The 25173-nt window shown below is 64.3% G+C and carries 24 protein-coding genes; 15 read left to right on the top strand and 9 right to left on the bottom strand.

What is annotated here, in order from left to right; all coding sequences use genetic code 11:
* Window positions 1-236 precede the first annotated feature (236 nt).
* Window positions 237-452 carry a biotin/lipoyl-binding carrier protein gene (locus J1M86_RS21230; protein WP_075839804.1) on the top strand — a complete coding sequence of 72 codons (216 nt, stop codon included), beginning with the start codon at window positions 237-239 and terminating at the stop codon, window positions 450-452.
* Window positions 453-467: 15 nt separating this feature from the next.
* A complete protein-coding gene (locus J1M86_RS21225; protein WP_206511261.1) occupies window positions 468-1946 on the top strand; it encodes a sensor histidine kinase in 1479 nt (492 codons plus the stop codon).
* Window positions 1947-2076: 130 nt separating this feature from the next.
* Here the strand turns inward: J1M86_RS21225 and J1M86_RS21220 are convergent, their stop codons facing one another.
* Window positions 2077-2331 carry a WhiB family transcriptional regulator gene (locus J1M86_RS21220; protein WP_026347946.1) on the bottom strand — a complete coding sequence of 85 codons (255 nt, stop codon included), beginning with the start codon at window positions 2329-2331 and terminating at the stop codon, window positions 2077-2079.
* Window positions 2332-2625: 294 nt separating this feature from the next.
* Entirely contained in the window at window positions 2626-3588 is a 963-nt protein-coding gene (locus J1M86_RS21215; RefSeq protein WP_206511260.1) for a diacylglycerol kinase family protein, read from the bottom strand.
* Between the two features lie 173 nt (window positions 3589-3761).
* On the opposite strand from J1M86_RS21215, the gene J1M86_RS21210 reads away from it, so the two are divergent.
* Window positions 3762-4190, top strand: coding sequence for a hypothetical protein (locus J1M86_RS21210; protein ID WP_075839806.1), 429 nt, complete (start codon window positions 3762-3764; stop codon window positions 4188-4190).
* On the opposite strand, the gene J1M86_RS21205 is transcribed toward J1M86_RS21210, so the two are convergent.
* Window positions 4187-4828 carry an acid phosphatase gene (locus J1M86_RS21205; RefSeq protein WP_206511259.1) on the bottom strand — a complete coding sequence of 214 codons (642 nt, stop codon included), beginning with the start codon at window positions 4826-4828 and terminating at the stop codon, window positions 4187-4189. The genes J1M86_RS21210 and J1M86_RS21205 overlap by 4 nt on opposite strands.
* A 94-nt stretch (window positions 4829-4922) precedes the next feature.
* Between J1M86_RS21205 and J1M86_RS21200 the strand changes: the two genes are divergently transcribed.
* Window positions 4923-5717 carry a ParA family protein gene (locus tag J1M86_RS21200; RefSeq protein WP_206511258.1) on the top strand — a complete coding sequence of 265 codons (795 nt, stop codon included), beginning with the start codon at window positions 4923-4925 and terminating at the stop codon, window positions 5715-5717.
* Window positions 5718-5741: 24 nt separating this feature from the next.
* Here J1M86_RS21200 and J1M86_RS21195 read toward each other — a convergent pair whose 3' ends face one another.
* Together J1M86_RS21195 and J1M86_RS21190 are read right to left on the bottom strand one after the other, a co-directional pair.
* Entirely contained in the window at window positions 5742-6992 is a 1251-nt protein-coding gene (locus tag J1M86_RS21195) for a hypothetical protein (protein ID WP_206511257.1), read from the bottom strand.
* A gap of 9 nt (window positions 6993-7001) precedes the next feature.
* The gene (locus J1M86_RS21190; RefSeq protein ID WP_206511256.1) at window positions 7002-8678 is read right to left on the bottom strand and encodes a DEAD/DEAH box helicase; all 1677 of its coding nucleotides are present in this window, start codon (window positions 8676-8678) and stop codon (window positions 7002-7004) included.
* A gap of 342 nt (window positions 8679-9020) precedes the next feature.
* Between J1M86_RS21190 and J1M86_RS21185 the strand changes: the two genes are divergently transcribed.
* Both J1M86_RS21185 and J1M86_RS21180 read left to right on the top strand, forming a co-directional pair.
* Window positions 9021-9734: a ferritin-like fold-containing protein gene (locus tag J1M86_RS21185; RefSeq protein ID WP_075839822.1), complete on the top strand. Its 714-nt coding sequence runs from the start codon at window positions 9021-9023 to the stop codon at window positions 9732-9734.
* A gap of 132 nt (window positions 9735-9866) precedes the next feature.
* Window positions 9867-10094, top strand: coding sequence for a DUF3107 domain-containing protein (locus J1M86_RS21180; protein ID WP_187346778.1), 228 nt, complete (start codon window positions 9867-9869; stop codon window positions 10092-10094).
* Between the two features lie 99 nt (window positions 10095-10193).
* On the opposite strand, the gene J1M86_RS21175 is transcribed toward J1M86_RS21180, so the two are convergent.
* Window positions 10194-10847, bottom strand: a complete 654-nt coding sequence (locus tag J1M86_RS21175; RefSeq protein WP_206511255.1) for a TetR/AcrR family transcriptional regulator — start codon at window positions 10845-10847, stop codon at window positions 10194-10196.
* A 271-nt stretch (window positions 10848-11118) separates the two neighbouring features.
* Here J1M86_RS21175 and J1M86_RS21170 point away from each other — a divergent pair, with 271 nt between their 5' ends.
* Genes J1M86_RS21170 through J1M86_RS21160 form a run of 3 tightly spaced genes read left to right on the top strand, consistent with a single transcriptional unit; the run spans window position 11119 to window position 14271 of the window.
* Window positions 11119-12180, top strand: a complete 1062-nt coding sequence (locus tag J1M86_RS21170) for a DUF3152 domain-containing protein (protein WP_206511254.1) — start codon at window positions 11119-11121, stop codon at window positions 12178-12180.
* Window positions 12181-12195: 15 nt separating this feature from the next.
* Window positions 12196-13371: an adenylyltransferase/sulfurtransferase MoeZ gene (moeZ, locus tag J1M86_RS21165; protein WP_206511253.1), complete on the top strand. Its 1176-nt coding sequence runs from the start codon at window positions 12196-12198 to the stop codon at window positions 13369-13371.
* A gap of 45 nt (window positions 13372-13416) precedes the next feature.
* Window positions 13417-14271 (top strand): TIGR02569 family protein, encoded by an 855-nt coding sequence (locus tag J1M86_RS21160; protein ID WP_075839810.1) that lies wholly within the window; start codon window positions 13417-13419, stop codon window positions 14269-14271.
* Here the strand turns inward: J1M86_RS21160 and J1M86_RS21155 are convergent.
* Window positions 14260-14958 (bottom strand): FadR/GntR family transcriptional regulator, encoded by a 699-nt coding sequence (locus tag J1M86_RS21155; RefSeq protein WP_206511252.1) that lies wholly within the window; start codon window positions 14956-14958, stop codon window positions 14260-14262. The two genes, J1M86_RS21160 and J1M86_RS21155, sit on opposite strands and share 12 nt — an antisense overlap.
* Window positions 14959-15045: 87 nt before the next feature.
* Here J1M86_RS21155 and J1M86_RS21150 point away from each other — a divergent pair, with 87 nt between their 5' ends.
* The 6 genes from J1M86_RS21150 to J1M86_RS21125 all read left to right on the top strand — a co-directional run bounded on the left by J1M86_RS21150 (window position 15046) and on the right by J1M86_RS21125 (window position 22992).
* Window positions 15046-16329, top strand: a complete 1284-nt coding sequence (locus J1M86_RS21150; protein WP_206511251.1) for a CynX/NimT family MFS transporter — start codon at window positions 15046-15048, stop codon at window positions 16327-16329.
* Window positions 16330-16572: 243 nt separating this feature from the next.
* Entirely contained in the window at window positions 16573-17973 is a 1401-nt protein-coding gene (locus J1M86_RS21145) for a NarK/NasA family nitrate transporter (protein ID WP_206511359.1), read from the top strand.
* Window positions 17974-18024: 51 nt separating this feature from the next.
* Complete coding sequence (gene nirB / locus J1M86_RS21140) at window positions 18025-20523, top strand: nitrite reductase large subunit NirB (protein ID WP_206511250.1); 2499 nt, start codon at window positions 18025-18027, stop codon at window positions 20521-20523.
* 114 nt (window positions 20524-20637) lie between these two features.
* The gene (gene nirD, locus J1M86_RS21135) at window positions 20638-21033 is read left to right on the top strand and encodes a nitrite reductase small subunit NirD (protein ID WP_075840190.1); all 396 of its coding nucleotides are present in this window, start codon (window positions 20638-20640) and stop codon (window positions 21031-21033) included.
* On the top strand, window positions 21030-22253 hold the full coding sequence (locus J1M86_RS21130) for a uroporphyrinogen-III synthase (RefSeq protein ID WP_206511249.1): 1224 nt from the start codon (window positions 21030-21032) through the stop codon (window positions 22251-22253). The genes nirD and J1M86_RS21130 overlap by 4 nt, the downstream gene beginning before the upstream one ends.
* Before the next feature lies 1 nt (window position 22254).
* Window positions 22255-22992, top strand: coding sequence for a sirohydrochlorin chelatase (locus tag J1M86_RS21125; protein WP_206511248.1), 738 nt, complete (start codon window positions 22255-22257; stop codon window positions 22990-22992).
* On the opposite strand, the gene J1M86_RS21120 is transcribed toward J1M86_RS21125, so the two are convergent.
* Both J1M86_RS21120 and J1M86_RS21115 read right to left on the bottom strand, forming a co-directional pair.
* Window positions 22952-24700 (bottom strand): NTP transferase domain-containing protein, encoded by a 1749-nt coding sequence (locus tag J1M86_RS21120; protein ID WP_206511247.1) that lies wholly within the window; start codon window positions 24698-24700, stop codon window positions 22952-22954. The two genes, J1M86_RS21125 and J1M86_RS21120, sit on opposite strands and share 41 nt — an antisense overlap.
* On the bottom strand, window positions 24700-25137 hold the full coding sequence (locus tag J1M86_RS21115) for a PaaI family thioesterase (protein WP_206511246.1): 438 nt from the start codon (window positions 25135-25137) through the stop codon (window positions 24700-24702). The genes J1M86_RS21120 and J1M86_RS21115 overlap by 1 nt, the downstream gene beginning before the upstream one ends.
* Window positions 25138-25173 lie beyond the last annotated feature (36 nt).

Raw genomic sequence — 25173 nt, 5'->3', positions numbered from 1 at the left:
AAGAGGCCGGGAAGCTCACGCTTCCCGGCCTCTTTCGTGCTTGCGGCAACTCGTCAGGCGTTCGGACGTTTGCCGTGGTTTGCCTTGTTGTTCTTACGACTGCGCTTCTTGCGCCCACGCTTACCCATGATGAGTTCCTCTCTGCGGATTCACTACAGTCTTTCACGTGTGATTGGCTGTACTTCCAGGGGTGGTCGATACCAGCTGCGAATCAGCCCCGATCGAGAGGAACTGCCATGGCCGAGGACGTACGCGCAGAGATGGTGTCCACTGTGTTCCAGATCGTCGTCGACGAAGGTGACACGGTCACGGTCGGTGACACCCTGGTCATCCTCGAGTCCATGAAGATGGAAATCCCGGTGTTGGCGGAGGCCGCCGGCACGGTCAGCAAGATCGACGTCGAAGTCGGTGACGTCATCCAAAAGGGCGATCTCATCGCCGTCGTGTCCTGAGTCTCGGGCCGCGTCGTGTCCACGCTCAGTGATCTGCTCGCCGAGCACACCGATCTACCGGGCGACGCGGTGGACCACCTGCAGCGGGTGGTCGGGGAGTGGCAACTGCTGGCGGATCTGTCGTTCGCCGACGTCCTGTTATGGGTTGGCACCGATGATGTCGGCAGCAGCCCTGACGCGAAAGTCCTGTGCGTGGCGCAGTGTCGGCCCACCACGGCACCCACCGCTTTCACCGAGGACATGGTGGGGACGATCGTGTCCGAATTCGAGCATCCGAGCGTCATCGATTCGCTCCTCACCCGTGAAATCGTGCGTGGGGAGGGCGCTACATCGGAGAGTGTCCCGGTCAGGTGCAGCGAGCACGTTATCGCGGTGCTGACCCGAGACACCAACCCGACTCAGCTGAGGCCGCCCAGTGCGCTGGAGATCGCGTACCGGGAATGCGCGGATGATCTGTGCCGAATGATCAGTGAAGGAACGTTCCCGTCGCCGGTCGAGCGAACCGACGTCAATTCGTCCCCCCGCGCCGGTGACGGGTTCATTCGCCTCGATACCGAGGGTCGAGTTGTGTACGCGAGCCCGAACGCGCTCTCTGCTTACCATCGGATGGGCTTGACGACCGAACTGTCGGGGCGCGACCTTGCTGCGGTGACACGTTCCCTGATCACCGATCCGTTCGACTCACAAGAGATCGCCGACCACATCCGCGCGTCGCTCACCGGTAGCGAAGGCCACCGGATGGAGGCGGATGCGCGAGGAGCGACAGTTCTGATCCGGACTCTTTCGCTGCGGCCCCACGGCCGGTCCGTAGGGGCCGTTGTGCTTGTGCGTGATGTAACCGAGGTCAAGCGTCGAGACCGCGCGTTGCTGAGCAAGGACGCAACCATTCGCGAGATCCATCACCGGGTCAAGAACAATCTGCAGACTGTCGCAGCGTTGCTTCGACTTCAATCTCGCCGTTTGGACAACGCAGAAGCTCGAACGGCTTTGTCGGAATCCGTTCGGCGGGTGACGTCGATCGCTCTCGTCCACGAGATGCTCTCGATGTCCGTGGACGAGGAGATCGATCTCGACGAGATCGTGGCACGACTGGTTCCGATCATGCTCGACGTCGCCACCGTGAACCCGCGCGTACAAGTTGTTCGAGAGGGAAAGCTCGGCGTGTTCTCCGCGGAACGCGCCACCCCCTTGGTGATGGTTCTGACCGAACTGGTGCAGAACGCAATGGAACATGGGTTCGACGTGGGGACAGCGGGGATCGTCCGCATTTCCGCTGTTCGCTCGGCCCGGTGGCTGGATGTGGTCATCGGCGACGACGGGCGCGGGTTGCCTACCGGATTCTCGCTGGAGAAGTCAGAGGGACTGGGACTTCAGATCGTGCGCACGCTCGTCTCGGTCGAGTTGGGTGGGTCGCTGGGCCTGCGACCCGCGCCGGGCGGCGGGACCGATGCATCGCTGAGGGTCCCATTGGGACGGCGTGCCCCGCGCCTGTGATCGCGAGATCGGATGCAAAAAACCCGGCTTCTCTTTCGAGTGAGCCGGGTTCCTTGTTTTCTGCACCGAGATCGTTCTCTGTAATGCGGGTGTCGTCAGTGGAGTGCACTTGCGTGCACACCGACAGGCATCAGACGGAGCTACGAGCCCGCGTCCGTGCGTTGCGACGCTTGAGAGCGCGACGCTCGTCCTCGCTCATGCCGCCCCATACGCCGGCATCCTGGCCGGACTCGAGAGCCCAGGACAGGCACTCGGCAGTGACAGGACACCGCGTGCAGACGACCTTGGCATCGGCGATCTGCGCGAGCGCCGGACCACTGTTTCCCACAGGGAAAAATAGCTCCGGATCTTCATCGCGACAAATAGCCTTGTGGCGCCAGTCCATCCTCTGCTCCTTACCGGGCGCCGAAGCGCCGTTTCGATTTCATCTTCGTTGTTCGTTCTAGATTCCGCTGTCGTTCACTTGTGCGTATGCAATGTTTCCGCACTGTTGCTTGTGAATGCTTTCACGAACTTAGGGGAAGTCAATAGATAGCCGCGTGACCGTGGTCAAGCTCACTCTGTTAGGCTGCATTCAGCTTCCTCTGCACCTTTGTACTCGCCTGGCGGCGTTCGCGCAGAAGTTTTCCACCGAAACTCTCACGTATCGCCTCGTCGGCGGCCGATTATCGAGCGAATCTCACCGTGGAAGCGGTGTCGGCGCCACCACTTCCAGCGCTGCTGGTGTCGCGAAGAACTCCGCTTCCGTGCGCATCCCGATGAAGTCACCATCCATCTGCAAACCGATGGGTTCGCTGGCGGTGATACGAATCCTTGGGACGTCGTCCACCCGAAAAAGATTGCGAGACTTCAGATTCGATCCGGGCGACAACAGTTTCCGTGACAACATCAGAGTCGGTAGTACCTTCGTTGTCGTCATCGCAAACAGGCCGAGGCCGGTGTCGAACGACGTACCGGGATTCGTCTCGACCGGCCGCTCGTCGAGGTACGTCCACGGACTCGAGTTCGAAACAAAAGCGTAATGAACACCCGTCACCGGATCATGGTCCGGAATCTCGACCGTCAACCTCGGATCGTGACGTTTGTTACGGAAGAATGCGCCGACCGCTGCCCGCACATACCGAGTCGCCGACACCGGCTTTCCCTCCTTGCGGCTCGCGTCGATCGCCTGGCACACCTCAGCGTCCAGTCCGAGACCCGCGTTGAAGGTGAACCACCGGTTGTCGCAGTGACCGAGCCCGATCGTCCGACGCGACCGCGCTGTCAGAAGATCGATCAACTGATTGGTCGCCGCCACCGGATCCGATTCGATCCCCAGCGACCGCGCGAACACATTGGCGCTTCCTCCGGGCACCACAGCCAACGGAGGAATTGCGCCGATGGTCACCGAACGCATCGACTTCGGCAACGGCACACCGAGCAGACCATTGATCACCTCGTTGACGGTGCCGTCACCGCCGTGCACGATGACCAACCCGACGCCATCCTCACGAGCCTCACGGGCAAGCTCCGCAGCGTGGTCCCGGTGCGTCGTATGGGCGACAGTGACACGAACACGGCTCGACAGAGCGTGCGCCAGAAGATCCCGCGCAGCCGGGGTCGTCGACGTCGCATTCGGGTTGACAATCAGCAGCGCGCGCACGGGAGATCAGCCTAACGGGTCGTTCCGCTGGCTCCACTCCTGCCCGTTGGGTCGTTCCGCTGGCTCCACTCCTGCCTATCTGGTCGTTCCGCTGGCTCCACTCCTGCCCGTTGGGTCGTTCCGCTGGCTCCACTCCTGCCTATCTGGTCGGAAACGTGTTCTAGGCTGGCCCGGTGTCGACGCCATCCTTGCCCCAGGTGCCACCCTCGACGTTCAGGGCCGCTGGTGTCCTCGTCGCACTCGAAGGCTTCATCGCCCTCGTCGCGGCCGTCGTCCTAGTGGTGCGAGCGGTAAACGGAGTGCAGGACGCCGTGGCAAACGGCTACGGCACAGCAGGATGGTTCGCGATGATCGGAATCATCGTCGGAGCGGCAGGCATAGCGCTCGTCCTGGGCAAGCGGTGGGCACGCGCCGTCGCCCTCGTCGTGCAACTGCTTCTGCTGCCGGTGGTGTGGGCACTGCTCACCGACTCGCATCAACCCCTCTACGGCGCTCTGCTCGGAATCGGTGTGCTCGCCATCCTCGTGCTGCTGTTCAGTCCACCGTCCTCGCAGTGGATGGCCGCCGAATACGCCCACGACCACGGCGACGACGCGGCCTAGGTGCGTACGTCCTCGGTCCGGTGATCCCTGCCGGTTCGAACCGACGGGTGGATGTTGTGAACGATCAACTGCCGAAACGAATGCTCGAAGCCCAGTACCGAATACGCCGCGGGTGACATGGCGAAACGCTTCCCCTCGGTGATCGGGAGCTCCAGCCAGCGCGTCAACAACACTCTCGAGAAATGTCCGTGTCCGACGAGCACCACGTCCCTGTCCGCGAGCGCCGCGAGGGCTACCTCGAGAACCAGGTCGGCTCGAGCGGATGTCTCGTGCGCAGTCTCGCCGCCCGGGCACGGGTACGTCCACACCGTCCACTGCGGCACCGTTCGGCGAATCTCAGGAGTCGTCAGACCTTCGTAGTCGCCGTAGTCCCACTCCGAGAGCGCATCCCACTCACGATCGACCGTCAAGCCGGCCAGCTCAGCCGTTCTCCTCGCACGCGCACGAGGGCTGCTGACAACGAGCGGCGTCCGAAGATCCAACTCGCCGATCAATTCTCCCGCAGCCACCGCCTGCTCCTCGCCGATGTTCGTAAGCGGTACATCCGTCTTCCCTGTGTGGCGGCCGGTTCTCGCCCAGTCGGTCTGGCCGTGGCGCAGTAGCACGATGCGTCCGGAGGGAATGTCGATTGCGGTCATGCTGGACATGATGCCGTGTCGAGTCTCATAGTCCGACTCGCCCACAACTGTCGGTCCCTGGCTCTGCGAGCAGATGTAGGCAAGGATCTAGCCTGTGACGACAGTACTAGCGGTTGCCAACCAGAAGGGCGGCGTCGCAAAGACCACCACGGTGGCGTCTCTTGCGGCCGCGTTGCATGCGCTCGGACAACGAGTCCTCGTGGTGGACCTCGACCCGCAAGGGTGTCTGACCTTCTCTCTGGGGCACAACCCGGACAAACTCGACTCCTCGGTGCACGAGGTACTCACCGGGGACGCCGACGCTGCCGACGTTCTCATCGAGACGGCCGAGGGCATCATGCTGCTGCCCGCCACCATCGATCTCGCCGGGGCGGAAGCGCTGCTACTGATGCGTGCCGGGCGCGAGTACGCCCTCAAGAGAGCGTTGGCCCCGATCGTCGACGACTTCGACGTGGTCATCATCGACTGCCCGCCGTCCCTCGGTGTTCTGACGCTGAACGGCCTGACCGCGGCGCAATCGGTGTTGGTTCCGCTTCAGTGCGAGACGTTGGCTCATCGGGGGGTCGGTCAGCTGCTGCGGACCGTGTCCGAGGTCCAGCAGATCACCAACCCGGACCTCACACTGCTAGGGGCATTGCCGACGTTGTTCGACGCACGGACCACGCATAGTCGCGACGTGCTCGGTGACGTATCCGATCGCTACGATCTTCCGGTTCTGGCGCCGCCGATCCCGCGGACCGTGCGCTTCGCGGAAGCATCGGCATCCGGGTCCACCGTCCTGACCGGACGAAAGAACAAGGGCGCGATCGCATATCGCGAACTTGCCGAGAACTTGTTGGCCCACTGGCAGAAGGGTTCGCCGCTCGCGACCTACTCGCCCGCCGACTGACGCTGCGCTCGATCGCCAGACGGCTCAGCGGTCGGCGGTGAGCGCGACCAGTTCGTCGCCGCGTTGCTCGACGACGACATCGCCGATCACGGCCGTGGAGACCGGCCCGGAGTAATCGCCACGATCGAATGCAATGGTCTGCTCGATCGAACCTGTCTCGGCCTCGACGACGGCAATGCCACCCGGTACCGGAATCAACAATCGTCCAGCCATGAGTGCCCCCGGTCCGAGTGCCCCCGGCATCATCCACCGAGGGGACAGATCGCCCAGCGCCAGCGCAACCGTTCCCGCTCCGGTCCACCAACTGAAGACACTCGCCGCGTCGATCACGGCAGGGGACTGGTCGAACTCGGAGCCGTCCGTCAGCTCCTCGGGTAGGTCGAATTCCATCACGGGCGCGGAAACACCATCGAACAGAGCCACTGCTGCCGGAGCGCCATCATGTTCGGGTATGGCGACAGCCACGCGGTCACCCACTGTGGCCAGGACAGCCGCACCGGCTATCGGTCCGTCTGCGCCGGTCAACGCGGTCACGACAGTCGAGCCGAACTCCTCCGGTTCCCGCGGATCCTCGGGTGCGGGATGGAGCGTGGTCAGCCTGGCCGCAGCGTCCCCGGGACAACTTTCGAGAACGGCAAGGCGAGAGCTGTTCGATGCCGAGGAAAGCAGGGTGCATCCGGATCTGGGTTGGCCATCCGGATTGACCGGTGCATCGACTCTGCCGTATTCGAGGGTGCGGACCAGATCGGAGCGCCACACCTCCAGCCTCGTGTCACCTCTCGAGGTGACGTAGGTCCCATCTTCGCTGAGCTCGATCGCGGCGTCCGCGTCGGAGGTGCGCTGCTTCTCGCGGGCACCGGTTGATCCATTCAGTTCGGTGACCTGAGAACATCCCCGCTCGTCTCGGTACACCGCGACGGCGGAGTCCCAGGCGCCGACGATGTCGCACAGCGATCTGTCTCGGCTGTACTCCCAGGCCCGCGAACCGGTCGCCGGATCGAAACCGGCCACGCTGCCGCCGTCGGCCGCGACCACAGCGCCGCCGGCCACCACGGGCGTCGATGTGGCCGGACTGTGAGCCCGCCACAGCTCCGACAAAGACGCAGGCACAGTCGAAGCCGCCTGTGTCGGAGGTAGAGGAGACTGAGCTGTCACCGACGTCGTGCCGCGCGCATCGCTTCCGAGCCAGATCAATCCGAGGACGAGTGACGCGACCGTCACGATGATCGCCGCGACGACCAAGTCGGATCGTCGACGACGTTCGGGTACCAGCACGAACGAAGACTACTCGGCTGCGCTCGTGCTGGACGACGCCGATGCCGAGGAGCGCCGACGTCTACGTCGGCGCCGCGGTGCACCGTCCTCGGAACGGTCCTCGCTGGCGTCGGCCTCGGAAGACCCGGCCGACCTGGGCTCGATATCGGAGCGATCGGCTGCAACGTCCGAGGACCCACCGGTCGATTCGGCAGTCGCCGACTGTCCCGCGCGGGTACGCCGACGAGAACGTGCCCGGCGAGGCTTCGATGGGCGCTCGCCCGCGGTCTCCGCATCGGCAGACGGCGCGCCGGCCGTCATATCGGTCGGTGCGGACTCCGCTGCCTCGGCGCGCGAATCCGCCGACCGCGGTGCCGGAGCCTTTTTCACCGAACCGGCTACATCGGTCGGTATGTCGAGTTCCTCGAACAGGTGCGGCGAGCTCGAGTACGTCTCCACCGGGTCCGGGATGCCCAGGTTGAGAGCCTTGTCGATGAGCTGCCAGCGAGGGATGTCGTCCCAGTCGACGAGCGTCACTGCGATTCCGGTTCGACCGGCGCGACCGGTCCGCCCGATGCGGTGCACGAAGGTCTTCTCGTCCTCCGGGCACTGGTAGTTGATGACGTGAGTGACGTCGTCGATGTCGATACCGCGGGCAGCGACGTCGGTTGCGACGAGAACATCGATCCCGCCGGTGCGGAACTTCTTGAGCGCCTTCTCGCGCTGAATCTGTCCGAGGTCACCGTGCACTGCGCCGACGGCGAAACCCCGTTCGAGGAGCTCGTCCGCGACTTTCTGGGCGGTGCGTTTGGTCCGAGTGAAGATCATCGTTGCGCCGCGACCGTTGGCCTGGAGCACCTTCGAGACCATTTCGACTTTGTCGAGGGCGTGCGCACGATAGATGTGCTGCGCGGTGCGGTCGTGTACAGCCGAGGACTCGGCCTCTTCGGCTCGAATGTGCGTGGGCTGCGTGAGGAACGTGCGGGCCAGAGTGATGATGGGGCCAGGCATCGTCGCCGAGAAGAGCATGGTCTGCCGCCTGTCGGGCACCATGCCGAGAATTCGCTCGATATCGGGCAGGAACCCCAGGTCGAGCATTTCGTCGGCCTCGTCGAGGACGAGCACGCCGACCTTGCCCAGGATGAGATGACCCTGCTTTGCCAGGTCCAGCAGGCGACCTGGAGTGCCCACTACGACGTCGACGCCCTTCTGCAACGCGCTGATCTGGCTTTCGTACGGCCGCCCACCATAGATCGAGAGAATCTCGACGGGGCCGTTCTTCGACTTCAAGTGCTTCGCCGCGTTCGACAGATCGGAGCTGACCTGAACACACAGTTCCCGAGTAGGAACAATGATCAGTGCGCGCGGCGTGCCGTCCAGCGGGGTGGTGCCGGAGTCCGGGGTGGTGATGCGATGAAGGAGCGGGACACCGAAGCCGAAGGTCTTTCCCATGCCGGTACGTGCCTGACCGATGAGATCGTCGCCGGCGATCGCCAGCGGAAGGGTCAGCTCCTGGATCGCGAACGTCCGCTCGATGCCGATATCGGTCAGCGAACGGACGATGTCCTCGCGGACGCCGAGCTCGGCGAATGTCGGAGGAACGTGGGTGTCGTCGAGTTGGGCGGACAACGTGGTGTCGCCGGTCTCGGATTCTTGGTCTATAACGATTTTGCTCAGTGTTCTGGCCTTCCTCGTGGTCACACGCACGCACAAGGAAGGGCACAGGCCTATTGCCGGCCGAAGTCGATGCCCTCGATCCGATGTGATGTCGCGTCGAGCCTCAGCCGTGTCGGAGGAACTTGTGCAGAACTCGACGGGCGAAGCAGTCGTAGCGACCCGAATCAGGTGCGCACACATTGCGGGACCTTCGCGTGGAAATCGTGCATGTTATCGGCACGGGGCGACGATCCGCCACCATGATAGCTCGCGGAGCACTCAAACCACCCATCGAGGCGGGACGTGCTGGTCGAGTGGGCCGGGTCGGAGGTCGAAGACGCGTGTGTACGCGGGCCGCGCGGGGAGCGGTGGCGCACGACTACGATCGACCACATGGGAGCCCACTCGCCTGAATCGATCACCGACGAAGCATCTCCGGCCGACACCGCTGCGGAGGTGCGGATAGCGTTCGATCACCCGGGGGTCTCGGAGCTGTACGCCGTGCTCGCCTACGGAGAGATCTCGGCTTTCTACCGACTCGCAGAGGACGCTCGGATGGCTCCGTCCATGCGGGGCCGCGTCGCTTTGGCGAGTATGGCTGCAGCCGAGATGAGCCATTTCGAATCCCTGGTGGAGGCGCTGTCCGACCGCGGTGTCGAGGTGTACGCGGCGATGGATCCGTTCGTGCGCGCGCTCGACGACTATCACGCGTCGACGAACCCCTCGACCTGGCTCGAGGTCCTTGTCAAGGCTCACGTGGGCGACGGACTCGCTGCCGACTTCTACCGCGAGATCGCGCACACGTTGGACCCAGCGGTCGCGTCGACCGTTCGCGAGGTGCTGGCCGAAACCGGGCATTCCGAGTTCGTCGTCCACGAGGTGCTCACCCGTGTGCAGGCGAGCTCCCAGGACAAGGCGCGGTTGATGCTGTGGGGTCGGCGGCTGCTCGGTGAGGCGATCACGCAGGCGCAGTACGTTCTGGCCCAGAGGGAGAGCCTGACCGACCTGGTCATCACTGCGTCCGGCGATCTGAACGGGGTAGCCGCACTGTTCGACCGGATGCAGGAGCAGCACGCCGAGCGCATGCGTGTACTCGGTCTCGTCTGAATCGCGGGCTGGGTGGTCTGCGCCCGGCGAGAGTGTTCGCTGACAGCACAGCGGCGGGATGAGCCTCCCGACCCCGGACTGCACTAGCCTGGGCGGAGCAGCTGAAGTTGTCTATGAGTTCGGAGGTTGGCCGTGGAGGTCAAGATCGGTGTGTCGGAAAGCTCGCGCGAGCTCGTGGTGAACAGCGACCAGTCGCCGTCCGAGGTCGAGGCGCTCGTCGCCGACGCTCTCGCTGGCAAGAAGGATGTGCTCGCACTCGTCGACGACAAGGGACGCAAATACCTCGTGCAGTCGGCGAAGGTGGCATACGTCGAGATCGGCCCCGCTGACGCTCGCAAGGTCGGTTTCGCACCCAGCTAGAGGCGAGGCCGGCGGTCAGGTGCTGCTGGCCACCGACACGAAAAAAGTCCGCGTATCGCATTCGATACGCGGACTTTTTCGTGACACGTGGTGCGCCTGTCAGGGCGCCTGGAGGGGGACGTGAGACAGGCCGCCCCAGGCCAACGACACGGTCGTGTCGACGGCGTCTTCCTTCGAGATGGGCCGGTCCGCCTCGAGCCAATACCGTGCGGTGAACTGGCTGGCGCCGACCAGACCGACTGCCAGCACTCGCGCCCGGTAGGGATCCAGGCCGGAATCGTGAGCGACGAGGTCGAACACGGCGTCCACGCACGCTTCGGTGGCCTGCTCGACGCGCGCGTTCACCTGGGGATCGCCCATGAGGTCCGACTCGAATACGAGACGGAATCCCTGAGTGTCGGTGTCGACGAAGTCGTAGAACGCGAGCACCGCCGCTCGGACGCGCTTGCGGTTGTCGGTCGTGGACCGGAGTGCTTGCCGTACGCCGGCGATCAAGGTGTCGACATAACTCTGCAGAACCGCGAGGTAGAGCTCGAGCTTCCCGGGGAAGTGCTGGTACAGAACCGGCTTGCTGACGCCGGCGCATTCGGCTATCTCGTCCATCCCCGACGCGTGATAGCCGCGGGTCACGAAGACCTCGCTGGCCGCAGCGAGCAGTTGCGCCCGCCTGGCATCGCGGGGCAGCCGCGCACTTCGACGGCCTGCAGGGGAGGTCGGACGATCCGAAGACATCCGATCCGCGAGTTCTGTCATTGTGGTTGTTCCCATCCGCATCGTCACTGCACCCGTGTTGGACGCCCCCACCTCTTGTCAGGTGGGCGATGTCCGTAGCGCAGATCGAAACGCAACGATACCCGCCATGGCCCGAGCGGTTGGGATGGCGGTGGGCTCAGTCGCGGTGAGCAGGGCCGGCACGCCGACCGACCTGTCGGTTTTTCCCGTTGTCATCGACGGGACGTTGTTGGAACAGACAAACATCGGCGCGGCGATCGGCGTATGTGTTCGTCTGTGAGATTCTGGCGGGGTGACTGACCGAGGCGGGCCGCAGCGCGGCGGACGGGCGTGGGCAGATGCCGACGTCGACGACGCTCGGCACGGGGGCCGAGGCTCGCACCAGCCCCTGCGAGCGCAGTGGGATCCGACGGCTCGCAACGAGCCGCACCGGCCTCGCAATCCTCGGCCGGATCGACGGGCCAAGAAGCAGTCGAAACTGGGGAAGTTCGCTTCGGTGTACGGGTGGCGCGCGTACGCGATTCCAGTTCTGCTCGTGGTGACCACTCTCGTGGTGTTCGATGCGGTCAAGACCGGCGATCCGATGACCACCGCGACCTCCGGAAACGGCCAGCCCGCCGATCCAGGATTCGGTGCCCTCAGCTCCGACACCACCGATACCACGGGCGTCATCGGTGTCCCGCCTGCAGCCGACGGGAACTTCGCTGAGTCCATACCGTCGGGCCAACTGCCGGACGGGGGTCCGTTCGCCGTCGAAGGTGCAGGGACGTGGCACATCGTTCCCGGCTTCACCGAGCAAGTAGGTCAGGGTACCGAGCGAGTCTTCTCGTACACGGTCGAAGTGGAGGACGGCGTCGACACTGCCGGATTCGGCGGCGACGAGTCGTTCGCGCGGTTGGTCGATCAGACGCTGAGCAATCCGAAGAGCTGGACCAACGACCCGCGCTTCGCGTTTCGGCGGATCGATCAGGGTGAGCCGGATTTTCGGATATCGCTGACGTCCCAGTTGAGCATTCGCCCTGCGTGCGGATACGACATTCAGCTCGAGGTGTCGTGTTACAACCCCGGAATCGGCAGAGTTGTACTGAACGAGCCACGATGGGTCCGCGGAGCGATCGCGTTCCAGGGTGACATCGGCTCGTACCGGCAGTATCAGATCAATCACGAGGTGGGTCATGCCATCGGCTACCAGCAACACCAGCCGTGCGAAACCGAGGGCGGACTCGCGCCGGTGATGATGCAGCAGACATTCGGCACCGCCAACGACGACATCGCGCGACTCGACCCGGAGGGTGTGGTGCCGATGGACGGGAAGACGTGCCGATTCAATCCGTGGCCGCACCCGCGGGGCTGAGGAGTGTAGGAGTAGATGACGTGGTTGCCCCCCTTGGTCGAACCGTCGGTCGAACTGACCTTCGACGATGTCGCGCGCTATAGCCGGCACCTGATCATTCCCGATGTCGGAACCATCGGACAACGCCGGTTGCGTTCGGCTCGGGTGCTCGTGATCGGCGCGGGCGGTCTCGGATCCCCGGCGCTGCTCTACCTGGCTGCGGCGGGCGTCGGCACGCTGGGGATCGTCGAGTTCGACGAGGTGGAGCTGTCGAATCTGCAGCGGCAGGTCATCCACGGACAATCGGATGTGGGCCGATCGAAGGCTGCGAGTGCGCGGGATTCGATCAGAGAGATCAACGATGGCGTCGAGGTCAGGCTCCACGAGTACCGGCTGGACTCGGCCAATGCAGTGCAGTTGTTCGAGCAATACGACCTGATTCTGGACGGCACCGACAACTTCGCCACTCGCTACCTCGTCAACGACGCCGCGATTCTGGCCGGCAAGCCCTACGTGTGGGGCTCGATCTATCGGTTCGAGGGTCAGGTGTCGGTCTTCTGGGAGAACGCACCGGGTGGGCGTGGTCTGAACTACCGTGATCTGTACCCGGAGCCACCACCCCCGGGAATGGTGCCCTCCTGCGCCGAAGGCGGCGTACTCGGTGTGCTGTGTGCTTCCGTCGGTTCGGTCATGGTGACCGAGGCGATCAAGTTGATTACCGGCATCGGAGAAACCTTGCTCGGCCGGCTCATGATCTACGACGCGTTGGCCATGTCGTACCGGACCATTCGGGTCCAACGTGACCCCGCTCGTGTACCCGTCACCGAGCTGATCGACTACGACGAGTTCTGCGGCGTCGTCAGCGAGGATGCCGCAGCTGCTGCCGCCGATTCCGCCATCACGCCGGCTGAGCTCGCGGACTTGATGAAAGGGTCGGACGAACTCGCCCTGATCGACGTGCGTGAACCTGTCGAATGGGACATCGTCCACATAGAGGGTGCAAGGCTGGTTCCGAAGGGGAGAATCCTGTCGGGTGAGGCCTTGTCTTCGCTGCCGCAGAGCGGTCGTATCGTGCTGTACTGCAAAACCGGCATTCGTTCGGCGGAAGCGCTCGCGGCGGTGAAGCGTGCCGGTTTTGCCGATGCCGTACATCTACGGGGCGGGATAGCCGCATGGGCGAGTCAGGTGGATCCGTCGTTACCGGTTTACTAGCGCGCCTGCCGTCCGCACCGTCTGTGCGGCGGTAGCGTGCAGAGAGTGAGCTCAGTGGAACCCCCTCAACACGTGATTTCCACGTTCGGGCTGCGCGACGTACCCCCGATTCCGCTCGGCGCGGATTGGGACGGTGGGTGGCGGCTCGGCGACGTCGTCCTCTCGCCCGTCGCCGACCATGCGCGGGCGGCGTGGTCGGCCAAGGTGCGCGAGAATCTGGCCGTAGATGGTGTGCGGTTGGCACGGCCGGTGCGCTCGACCGACGGGCGCTACGTGGTCAGCAGTTGGCGGGCGGATACCTTCATCGTCGGTTCACCGGAACCCCGTCACGACGAGGTGGTCTCGCTGTCCGTCCGGCTGCATACCGCCACCGCGCAGTTGGACAAGCCAAGATTCTTGGTGGGGCCGCCCGTCGCTCCCTGGACGGACGCAGACGTCTTCGTCGCTGCGGATCGGTCGGCGTGGGAGGCGACGCCGCTGCGCGCGGCTCGGGCGGCCGGGGCGCCTGAGGTGAGTTCGAGTGACGGGAAGCAGAGCCTCGAACTGATCAAGCAGTTGTCCAGCCTGCGTAAGCCGGTTCGGTCGCCCGACCAGCTCGTGCATGGTGACCTATTCGGCACCGTCTTGTTCGACGGTAATGCAGCGCCTGGGATCACCGATATCGCGCCGTATTGGCGTCCGGCTTCGTGGGCTGCGGCAGTGAGTGTCGTCGACGCGATCTCGTGGGGCGGTGCCGACGACGCACTCATCGGGCGGTGGGAGGATCTCCCCGAATGGCCGCAGATGTTGCTTCGTGCGCTGGTTTTCCGCTTCGCCGTACACGCGTTGCATCCTCGATCGACGCCGGAGGCGTTTCCGGGATTGGCGCGCACCGCCGACCTCGTGCGGCTATTGCTCTGAAGGTGTCTGCGTCGGTCCGCCGGAGCAGATGTCATGTCCGAGTTCGTCGAAGAACGTCAGCGCGGCGGCGCGGGCCTTGTCGGCATCGCCGCTGACGATGGCGTCGACGAGGGCCACGTGCTCGTCGACGTAATCGTGTCCGTGCAGGGTCACGTGATGGTGCATGGTCTGCTCGATTATCGGCAGCAGTGAATCGTAGAACTCCAAATAGATGGCGTTGTGGCTCGCCGCGACGATGGCTCGGTGAAATCGCGCGTCGACGGACACCGCAGTGTCTACGCTGTCGCTCGCCCAGGACTTGTTGCGGTCGCCCAGGGCCTCGGTGAGCGCGCGAATGTCTTCGGCATCGCGCCGTTCGGCAGCCAATGTGGCGGCGGTGACCTCGAGGGTGCGGCGAAGCTCGGTCACATCGCGATCCTGCGCGTCGGCGAAGTACTTGCCGAGCGTGCCACCCAGGTCCGAGGCGGCCATCACGAATGTTCCCGAACCCTGCCTGCGTTCGACCATTCCAGCGTGCACGAGCGCTTGCACCGCTTCGCGGACGGTGTTTCGACCGGTTCCGGTCAGTTCGCAGAGTTCGGCTTCGGTTGGGATGCGAGCACCCACCGGCCATTGCTTCGTGACGATCTGCTCGCGTAACTGTGCCGTGACCTGCGCGATGAGGCTGGAGCGTTGAACCTGCTGCACGTGTGAATCTCCCCGGGTGTCCGTGTGGCGTGTCGCGTCCACTTTACTGCTTTGCGTCAGGTGATCCGGTCATCCTATGATTTGCCGGTGAGTGCCATTGCCGCAACGGAGACCGAGGAGCGCGCCGATTCGCGCCGCTTGCTGCGGGGGCGCGCGCTCGTATTCGCTGCAATAGTCCTTTCGGCGTTGACGCTGCGGGCTGCGGTGACCTCGATCAGCCCGTTGTTCGGTCGAATCGGCGCCGACCTGCAGTTCGGGTCCACTGTGGTTGGTTTGGTCGGGATGCTGCCACCGGCAATGTTCGCCGTGTCCGGTCTGTTGACGCCGATACTCGCGAAGCGGACCGGGCTCGAACTCGCGGCGTTGATCGCCATGTCACTGACGGCGGTGGGCATGGCGTCGCGCGCCTTCGCACCCGACACGGCGAGTTTGCTCCTGCTGTCCGCGGTGGCGCTGGTCGGGATGGGTATCGGCAACGTCGTCATCCCACCCTTGGTGAAGCGATACTTCTCGGAACGACTCGCAGTGGTCAGCACGATATATATCTGCGCGATGCAGATCAGCACGATGGTGCCGCCTCTGCTCGCGGTACCCGTCGCCGATGTGTACGGATGGCGTGTGTCGATCGGTGTGTGGGCCCTGGTCGCGCTGGCCGCAGCAGTGCCGTGGCTCGGCGTGGTGCTGGTGCACCGGCGCGAAACGAAGCGGACGAGGGCTCTCGCCGTGACCGGCCTCGACATCGACAGCGCAGACCGGGCCGGTGACACTGCGGTTGCCGCTGCCGCACCCGAAGGGCAAATCTTCCGCTCGTCGCTCGCCTGGGGAATGGCCGGGATGTTCGCGATGACGTCATTCATTACGTACGCGATGCTGACATGGCTGCCGACCATCCTCACCGATGCTGGGATCGGTGAGGCTCGCGCCGGTGCCTCCGTCGCAGCATTCGGTGCGATGGGCCTGATCTCTTCCCTGGTCGCACCCAGCCTGTGTGCGCGTCTGAACAATCCTTACGGCCTCGTCCTCGGTGCTGCAGTGTTCTACCTCGGCGGCTTCTCCGGCCTTCACTTTTCGCCGACCGAGGGCACCGCCTTCTGGGTGTGCCTCATCGGTCTCGGTACCTTGACCTTCCCGATGTCATTGACACTGATCAACCTGCGTACTCGCACACCCGTCGGATCCTCGAGGTTGTCGGGCTTCACCCAGGGACTCGGCTACGTGGTCTCGGCCACCGGACCGCTGTCGTTCGGTCTGGTGCACTCGTTGTCGGGAGGCTGGGCCGTTCCCATGCTGATGCTGACCGGATGTGTTGCCGTGTTGCTCGTCGCGGGGTACTTCTGCTGCAAGCCGAGGATGCTCGAAGACACCTGGTGAGGACCTCACATCCCGCGCAGCGATCTCGAGAATTGCCTCACTCGCTGCGTTCGGGTGAGGTGAGACCAAGTTAATCAGCAGGTCATCGCAGGCAGCGCCTGCGCAACATGGCTTTTCTATCTTTGGGTCTCCCACGTGATCAGGAGGCCCAACGTGACAAGTAGCCCCGAGGCTCCATCAACCGATACGTCCTCGACTCAACGCCCGAAGCCGGGAACCGTCCCCGTTTCGGTCAACCACCACATCCGCCATTGGGATTCCGAGGACATCGAGGCCTGGGAAGCCGGCGGCAAGCACATCGCCAAGCGCAACCTGATCTGGTCCGTCATCGCGGAGCATGTCGGATTCTCCATCTGGTCCATTTGGTCGGTGATGGTGCTGTTCATGCCCCTCTCCGTGTACGGCATCGATGCAGCGGGCAAGTTCTTCCTCGTCGCGGTACCGACCCTGGTAGGCGCGATACTGCGAATCCCGTACACGTTCGCCACCGCCAAGTTCGGCGGTCGCAACTGGACGATCTTCAGCGCATTGGTTCTGCTCGTTCCCACGGTGCTGACCATGTACTTCATGCTCAATCCCGCTTCGTACACGACCTACATCATCATCGCCGCCTTTGCCGGGCTCGGTGGCGGAAACTTCGCCTCGTCGATGACCAACATCAACGCCTTCTACCCCCAGCGTGAGAAGGGTTGGGCTCTGGGGCTCAACGCAGGTGGCGGAAACATCGGTGTGCCGGTCATCCAGCTCATCGGTCTGCTCGTCATCGCTACTGTCGGCAACACTGCACCCGAAATCGTCTGCGCCATATACCTCGTCCTCATCGCCGCCGCCGCTGTCGGTGCTGCGTTGTACATGGACAATCTCGACAACCAGAAGACCAACGGGCGCTCGATGATCGACGTCATGAAGTTCGCGGACTCGTGGTGGATCGCATTCCTCTACATCGGCACATTCGGATCGTTCATCGGCTTCAGCTTTGCATTCGGGCAGGTACTGCAGATCAACTTCCTGGCCGGATTGACCGACGGTGCACCTGCAACCCCAGCTCAGCAGGCGCAGGCATCGCTGAGCGCCGCTCAAATCGCCTTCATCGGACCACTGCTCGGCTCCATCTCTCGTCCCTACGGCGGCAAGCTCGCCGACAAGATCGGCGGCGGCAAGATCACGCTCTACACGTTCGTGGCGATGGTGTTCTCCACGGGGCTGCTCGTCGTGGCCGGTACTTGGCACGACAACACGGCAGGCGCGGCAACCGGAACGATGATGGTTCTCTTCGTCGTGGGCTTCATCCTGCTTTTCCTGCTCTCGGGAATCGGTAACGGTTCGGTCTACAAGATGATCCCGGCGATCTTCGCAGCGAAGTCGGTCGAGTTGAAGGGCATGACGGTCGACGAACAGCAGCACTGGTCTCGTCGGATGTCGGGCGCACTCATCGGAATCGCTGGTGCCGTCGGTGCACTGGGTGGAGTAGGGATCAATCTCGTTCTCCGCGCTTCGTATTCGGGTGAAGCGAAGTCGGCCACGACTGCATTCTGGGTCTTCCTGATCTTCTACGTGGTGTGCTGCTTCCTCACCTGGGCGGTCTACCTCCGCAAGCAAAGCGGCGCAGATTCGAACGCCGCTCCGGCCGGCCGCTCGGTCTGATACGACCGCTCGCGAAACATCTCGACCAAAGTACTTCGGAAAGGACCCCACGTGAAGAACGCGGTGGTAATAGGACACGGCATGGTCGGACACCGGTTCGTCGAGGCGTTGCGCGCACGTGACGACTCTGGTGACTGGAAAGTCACGGTGCTCTGCGAGGAAGCACTACCGGCGTACGACCGCGTGGGGTTGTCCTCATACGTGGGCGCCTGGGATCATAAGGAACTCGCGCTCGCAGGCAACGACTACCCCGGTGACACGGTGGTCGACATGCGCCTCGGAGTTCGCGCGGACAGTGTCGATCGCACCGCGAGGACGGTGACGACCTCCACCGGCGAGATCGTCGATTACGACGCTCTGGTGTTCGCCACCGGTTCCTACCCATTCGTACCGCCGATCACCGGTCACGATCTCGACGGGTGTTTCGTCTACCGGACGCTCGATGACCTCGACCGGATCAGGGCGCGTGCCGAGGCCGCGGGACCGGGTGCAGTCGGAGTCGTAGTAGGGGGCGGGCTACTCGGTCTCGAAGCGGCGAACGCGCTGAAGAAGCTGGGCATGACACCGCATGTCGTCGAATTCGCGCCCCGGCTCATGCCGTTGCAGGTCGACGAGGGCGGCGGAGCTCTGCTGGCCCGCCTGGTCACCGAACTCGGTCTCGACGTCCACGTCGGAGTGGGCACCTCGTCGATCACCGAGAAGCCCGACGGCGCCGGACTGACCGTCGAACTGTCGGACGGCAGCGTCATCGATGCCGCGTTGCTGGTGTTCTCCGCCGGTGTTCGTCCGCAGGATCAGCTGGCCCGAGATTGTGGTCTCGAGGTCGGCGAGCGCGGTGGAATCATGGTCGATACCGGTTGTCGTACAGCTGATCCCGCCGTCTACGCCATCGGTGAATGTGCTGCCGTGGAGGGGCGCTGCTACGGTCTGGTTGCTCCCGGCTACTCCACGGCCGAGGTCGTCGCGGATCGCCTGCTGGGCGGCGCGGCGGAGTTCCCCGGGGCGGATATGTCCACCAAGCTCAAGCTCATGGGAGTCGACGTCGCCAGCTTCGGCGACGCCATGGCCGCGACACCGGGTGCGCTCGAGGTGGTCTTCAGCGACGCGCCCAAGGGCACTTACTCCAAACTGGTCGTATCCGACGATGCAAAGACGCTCCTCGGCGGAATTCTCGTGGGCGACGCGAGTGCCTACTCGCTGCTGCGGCCACTGGTCGGGCGTGAGCTGCCGGGGGATCCGGGTTCGTTGATCTCGCCGGCGGCCGAACAGGTCGGCATGGGAGCTTTGCCCGACGAGGCAGAGATCTGTTCGTGCAACGGGGTCACCAAGGGTGCGATCTGTGGCGCGATCGCCGACGGTGCCTGCGATGTTGCTGCGGTGAAGAGTTGCACGTCGGCGGGCACGACCTGTGGTGGTTGCCTACCGTCGATCAAGCAACTTCTCGCAGCGTCCGGTGTCGTGATGTCGAAGGCTCTGTGTGAGCACTTCGGTCAGTCGCGCGCCGAGCTGTACGAGATCGTGCGGGCCACGAATACACGCACGTTTTCCTCGCTCATTGCCAAGTACGGCAAGGGAACCGGTTGCGACATCTGCAAGCCGGTGGTGGCCTCGATCCTGGCGTCGACCTCCTCGGACCACATTCTCGACGGTGAGCAGGCCTCGCTGCAGGACACCAACGACCACTTCTTGGCGAACATCCAGAAGAACGGCACGTATTCGGTGGTGCCGCGTATGCCTGGCGGCGAATGCACACCCGAGCAGCTCATCGTGATCGGTGAGGTTGCCCGCGACTTCGGTCTGTACACCAAGGTGACGGGAGGCCAACGGATCGACATGTTCGGCGCACGCGTCGAGCAGCTGCCGGCGATCTGGAAGCGCTTGGTCGATGCCGGTATGGAGTCGGGTCAGGCCTACGGAAAATCCCTGCGGACGGTGAAAAGCTGTGTGGGATCGAGTTGGTGCCGGTACGGCGTTCAGGACTCGGTAGGCATGGCCGTCGATCTCGAGAACCGATACCGGGGATTGCGTTCGCCGCACAAGATCAAATTCGGTGTCTCCGGGTGCGCTCGCGAATGTGCCGAGGCTCGCGGCAAGGATGTCGGGGTCATCGCCACCGAGGGCGGCTGGAATCTGTACGTGGCAGGCAATGGCGGCCAATCGCCCAAGCACGCGCAGCTGCTGGCTTCGAACCTCGATGATGCGACCCTGGTCAGCTACATAGACAGGTACCTGATGTTCTACGTCCGCACCGCCGACCGATTGCAGCGCACCGCGCCGTGGCTCGACTCTCTCGACGGCGGTCTCGAGCATCTCAAGGCGGTGGTCTGTGAAGACAGCCTGGGTATCGGTGCGGAGCTGGAAGCGGACATGGCCCGCCACGTCGCGGGGTATCGGGACGAGTGGGCGGGCGTGCTCGAGGACGAGGAGAAGCTGGGGCGGTTCGTCTCGTTCGTCAACGCACCGGATGAACCGGACCCGACGGTTGCGTTCGACGAAAGCGGGGCCCGCAAGGTGCCCGTCCTCATGGGAATGCCGACGTTCGGCGGTTAGTCGAGCTGAGCCGATCACGACTATCGCGACTATCGAGACATGTGCACACCCGGGTAATCGCTACTTAACGACGAAGAAACATCGGCAACGTGCAATAGCACAAGGAGGTACGTGATGACTGTCATCGATTCTGGAACCAACACCGATTCTCGAACCAACACGGTTCCTCGAACCGCTGAGGGGTGGACCGCTGCATGTGCCCTGGATGCCCTGGTTCCGGGTAGAGGTGTCGCTGTTCTGCTTCGTGGCGGCACACAGGTTGCGCTGTTTCTACTGGCCGATGGTGGGCTGCGTGCGGTCGGCAACATCGATCCGTTCGGACGCGCCGCGGTCATGTCGCGTGGTTTGGTCGGAGACCGTGCTGGCGAGCCTACGGTAGCGTCGCCGCTGCTCAAGCAGGTGTTCTCGCTGGTCGACGGTCGATGCCTGGACGATGACACAGTAGGGCTCGGCTCGTTCGAAACGTCCGTCGTCGATGGCGTGATCTTCGTGCGCGGCCAATCGACATGATCTTGGAAGCCGGAGCGGAGCCGCTCGCTGGGTTCGCTGTCGGGATCACGGCGTCGCGCAGGGCTGAGGAGTTGGCGACGCTACTGGTTCGGCGCGGCGCGTCGGTGATGCACGCCCCTGCGATTCGAATCATTCCGCTCGCCGACGATGCCGAGTTGGAGCGCGTGACGTCGAGCATCATCGACAATCCTCCTGAGATCACGGTTGCAACAACGGGAATCGGCTTCCGCGGTTGGATGGAGGCTGCTGAGGGGTGGGGTCGCGCCGAGAGCCTCGGCCGCGCGTTGGCCACGTCCCGTTTGCTTGCGCGTGGGCCCAAGGCGAAGGGTGCCATTCGTGCCGCCGATCTGCGCGAGGAGTGGAGTCCGGTGTCGGAGTCCTCTGCGGAGGTCCTCGAACACCTGCTGCGCGAGGGAGTGAAGGGAACCCGTATCGCTGTGCAATTGCACGGGGCGACAACGGAGTGGGAGCCGATGCCCGACTTCTGTGAGGCGCTGCGCGACGCCGGAGCTGACGTCGTTCCGGTTCCCGTGTACCGGTGGACGGCGCCGGACGACGGTAGTCCGATGGACCGCATGATCGAGGCGGTGGTTCTCGGGGATCTCGACGCTGTCAGTTTCACCAGCGCGCCTGCCGTGGCTTCGCTGCTCATGCGGGCCGACGAGAACGGTGTGCTCGAGCCGCTCCTTCATTCGATGCGTACCCGTGTGCTGCCCGTGTGCGTCGGTCCCGTCACAGCGGCGCCGTTGGAACAGATGAAAGTGTGTACCACGCAACCGGATCGGGCCCGGCTCGGTGCTCTTGCGCGCCACATCGCCGAGGAGCTGCCGCGGCGATCGATGCCGGTGGACGCCGGGGGGCATGCACTCAGTGTCCGCAGCCGATGCGTCGTCGTCGATGGTGAGGTACGGCCGGTATCGCCAGCAGGGATGGCCTTGATCAAGACTCTGGCCTACAGGCCGGGACGTGTGGTGTCGAGGGATGAGCTCCTCGCCGCGCTGCCCGGTGGCGGTGATGACACGCACGCAGTGGAGACCGCTATGACTCGACTTCGATCCTCGCTCGGCGCGCCCAAGATCGTTCAGACGGTCGTCAAGCGTGGGTATCGGCTCGCCATGGAGCCCGATGCGCCGATTTCGGAACCGACCGGGGTTGCGGATCCGTTCGGTGCGGAGGCCGGCTCGAAGGTGCCTACCGTTGTCTCGGAAGGGAAGTACTGAAATGTCCGTCGATAGCGCGACCACAGATCCAGTCCTTGTCCTCGTTGCGCACGGCACGCGCAATCCCCGTGGTGTTCAGATGGTGGCCGACATGGCCGAGGTACTGGCTCGGCAAGTGGGCACCACCCGTGTTGCCTTCGTGGATGTCCTGGGCCCGTCGCCGTCGGAGGTGCTTCGGGAACTGTCCGAACCTGCTGTTGTCGTACCCGCGTTTCTCGCGTCCGGGTACCACGTTCACACCGACGTCCCGCGTGAAATCGCCGAGAGCAACCATGGAAACGTGGTGGTGACGAGGGCGCTGGGGCCGGATCCCGTGCTCGCCGAGGTGATGTTTGCCCGGCTTCGCGACGCGGGGTGGCAACCGGGTGAGGCAGTAGTGCTCGCCGCTGCCGGCTCGTCCGATCGCAGGGCGCTTCTGGAACACCGCCGAGCTGCGTCCATGCTCGCCGACCGCACGCAGGCGCCAGTGCGCATCGGTTACGTCGCCACTGCCACACCGACGGTCGCCGAGGCGGTTTCGACGCTGCGGGCCAGCGGCCACACGAGGGTATTCGTGGCGTCGTATCTGCTGGCGCGCGGGCTTTTTCACAATCGCCTCGCCGATGCCGGAGCCGACGGCGTTGCCGATCCGCTCGGTGTTCATCCGGCGATCATCGACCTCGTCGCTGATCGCTACCTGGAGGGCAGCCGGCAGTTGGCTACGGTAGGAAGATCAGTTCAACCGGCGTATCGGATGTGACGTCCGGAGGCACCACGGCCAACGCTTCGTGGAATGCGATCTGCAGCAGATGCGCGGTCCGCAGGTGCGATTCGGCCAGCCACGCCATGCCCTGACTGGTGACCGGAACGATCCGTGTGACCGATGAACGCACGGCTTCCGCATTGGACACGTGGCCGAGATGGCCCGGCGCCCGGTGGCGGACGGTCAGGGCGTCGGCGATCGCGGCACCCGTCGTCATCGTGGTGATGATGGCGGCCAGGGGGTTGCCCGGCAGTCCCAGAACGACGACCCCGGACGGAAGCACCGCGGCGATTTGCGACCCACCGGGACGGACAGCAACTCGATCGATCAGGACATGCGCATCCGCTGAGATCAGCGCGGTCCGCAGTCGGTCAGCGGCGCCGCCGCCCGTCGCCCCGATGACGATCAGCATGTCCGCATCACCCGGGTCGATCAGTGCGTCGTCGAAAGCGCTCGGTGAATCCTCGAGGTGTGCGGACCCGACTACGTCGATGCCGCAGGCGCGGAGGTAACCGGGAATGACGGGACCGATCGTGTCCCGGGTCTGCCCAGGGTGAAGGGGGCCGTTGACACGAATCTCACTGCCACTCGACAGAATTCGCGCACGAACGGGCCCACGAACCGTCAACTCGGTTACCTCCGCGCTCAGTGCGACGGACATCACTGCCTCGGAGACCACTGTGCCCGCCGGAACGAGCAGCGCTCCCACGTGCCAGTCTTCCCCCACTTGTCGGCGATCGTCCCGTGCGGGTGCGCCCTTCCGTAATGTCAGTTCGCCGTCGAAATGCTCGACGAACTCATCACGCACCACAGCCGTCGCCCCGGCGGGTACCGCGGCGCCGGTGGCGATCCGGACGGCTTCACCCGCGAGCAGAGCGGGAAGATCGGATGTGCCGGCATAGGCCACATCCGCGCGCAGCGTCCACGGCGCTTCGCCGGACACGGCGTAACCGTCCATCGCCGAAATGTCCACTTGTGGGAGCGCTGCGGCAGCGGAAAGAGGTTGCGCAAGAACGCAACCCCCTGCAGCGTTGACCGCTATGGGACGGGGTGGCAGCGGGGCGAGGCCGCTGTCGACGACGGCGCGGACTCGATCGAAGTCGATTGCGGCAGATCGCGGGTTCTCCGCAGCCGCTCGCAGCCGCGCCCGCCGGAGATCCTCGACGGTGTCGCAGTCGCCGACGCCGTCGACCCTGATTTCACCGTGATCGGTGGGGACCAACACCCGCAGGGAGGCGTTGTGGACGGTATCGAGTCCAGTGACGGCCTCGACAAGGGTTCGGCGTTGCCACGCGCCGAGCAGATACTGTGTCCGGCCGGCCTCGTCGACGACGAACGCGGCGGACTGCTGTGCTGCGGCACGTACAAGCTTTGCAACAGTGGAGGTCCCGACGAAGGGGACATCGGCAGCGAGCACGAGAACGACGTCCCCGACATCCGGACCGAGAGCAGCCAGACCGGCGGCTATGGCAGCGACCGGACCTCCGCCCGCTGGGTCCTCGCGCACCTGTTTCACGTGCGCCTCGAGATCGCCCCGGTGCGGCCCGACCACCACGATGCGTCGACAGCTCGCCGCGGCATCGATCGCGCGCTGAACCAGGCTCACTCCACCGACCGTGAGGCCGGGCTTGTCCACTCCACCCATTCTGCGCGCGGTTCCGCCGGCAAGGATCACAGCGTCGACGGTTGCAACGTCGTCGGACATCACTGCGGCGGCAGTGGTACGTTCTGCAACCGCACCTGACCACGCGCGATGGTCTTGCCGCTGTCGGAGGCCGTGATCGTCACCAGCCACAATTGCTGGACGCGGCCCTGTTGCAGTGGCTCGGCAACGACGTCGACTCGTCCACCTTTGCTCGCTCGAAGAAAATCGGTTCCGTTGTGCACGCCGACCGCGAATTCCCCTCGGTCTTTGACTGCTTCGCTGGCGCCGATGCTCGCCGCGGTCTCGACCGCCGTCGTGTAGACACCGCCGTGCACGACGCCCCACGGGGTGAAGTGGTCGGGGCCCAACTCGATGTGACCGACGACGCGGACACCGGAAACGTCGTCGACGACGAGACCGGCAGAGGCGACGAACGGGCTCGCTTTCGACAGGGCATACGGTGCCGTCGCACGCGGATCGAACTGTCCCAGGTCCATACCCGGAAACCCTAGTAGGTGGCCGTGGGCGGGTAC

Source organism: Rhodococcus sp. KRD197, assembly GCF_017168235.1.
Classification (GTDB): Bacteria; Actinomycetota; Actinomycetes; order Mycobacteriales; family Mycobacteriaceae; genus Rhodococcoides.
This window is presented reverse-complemented; position numbering and strand designations above follow the sequence as displayed.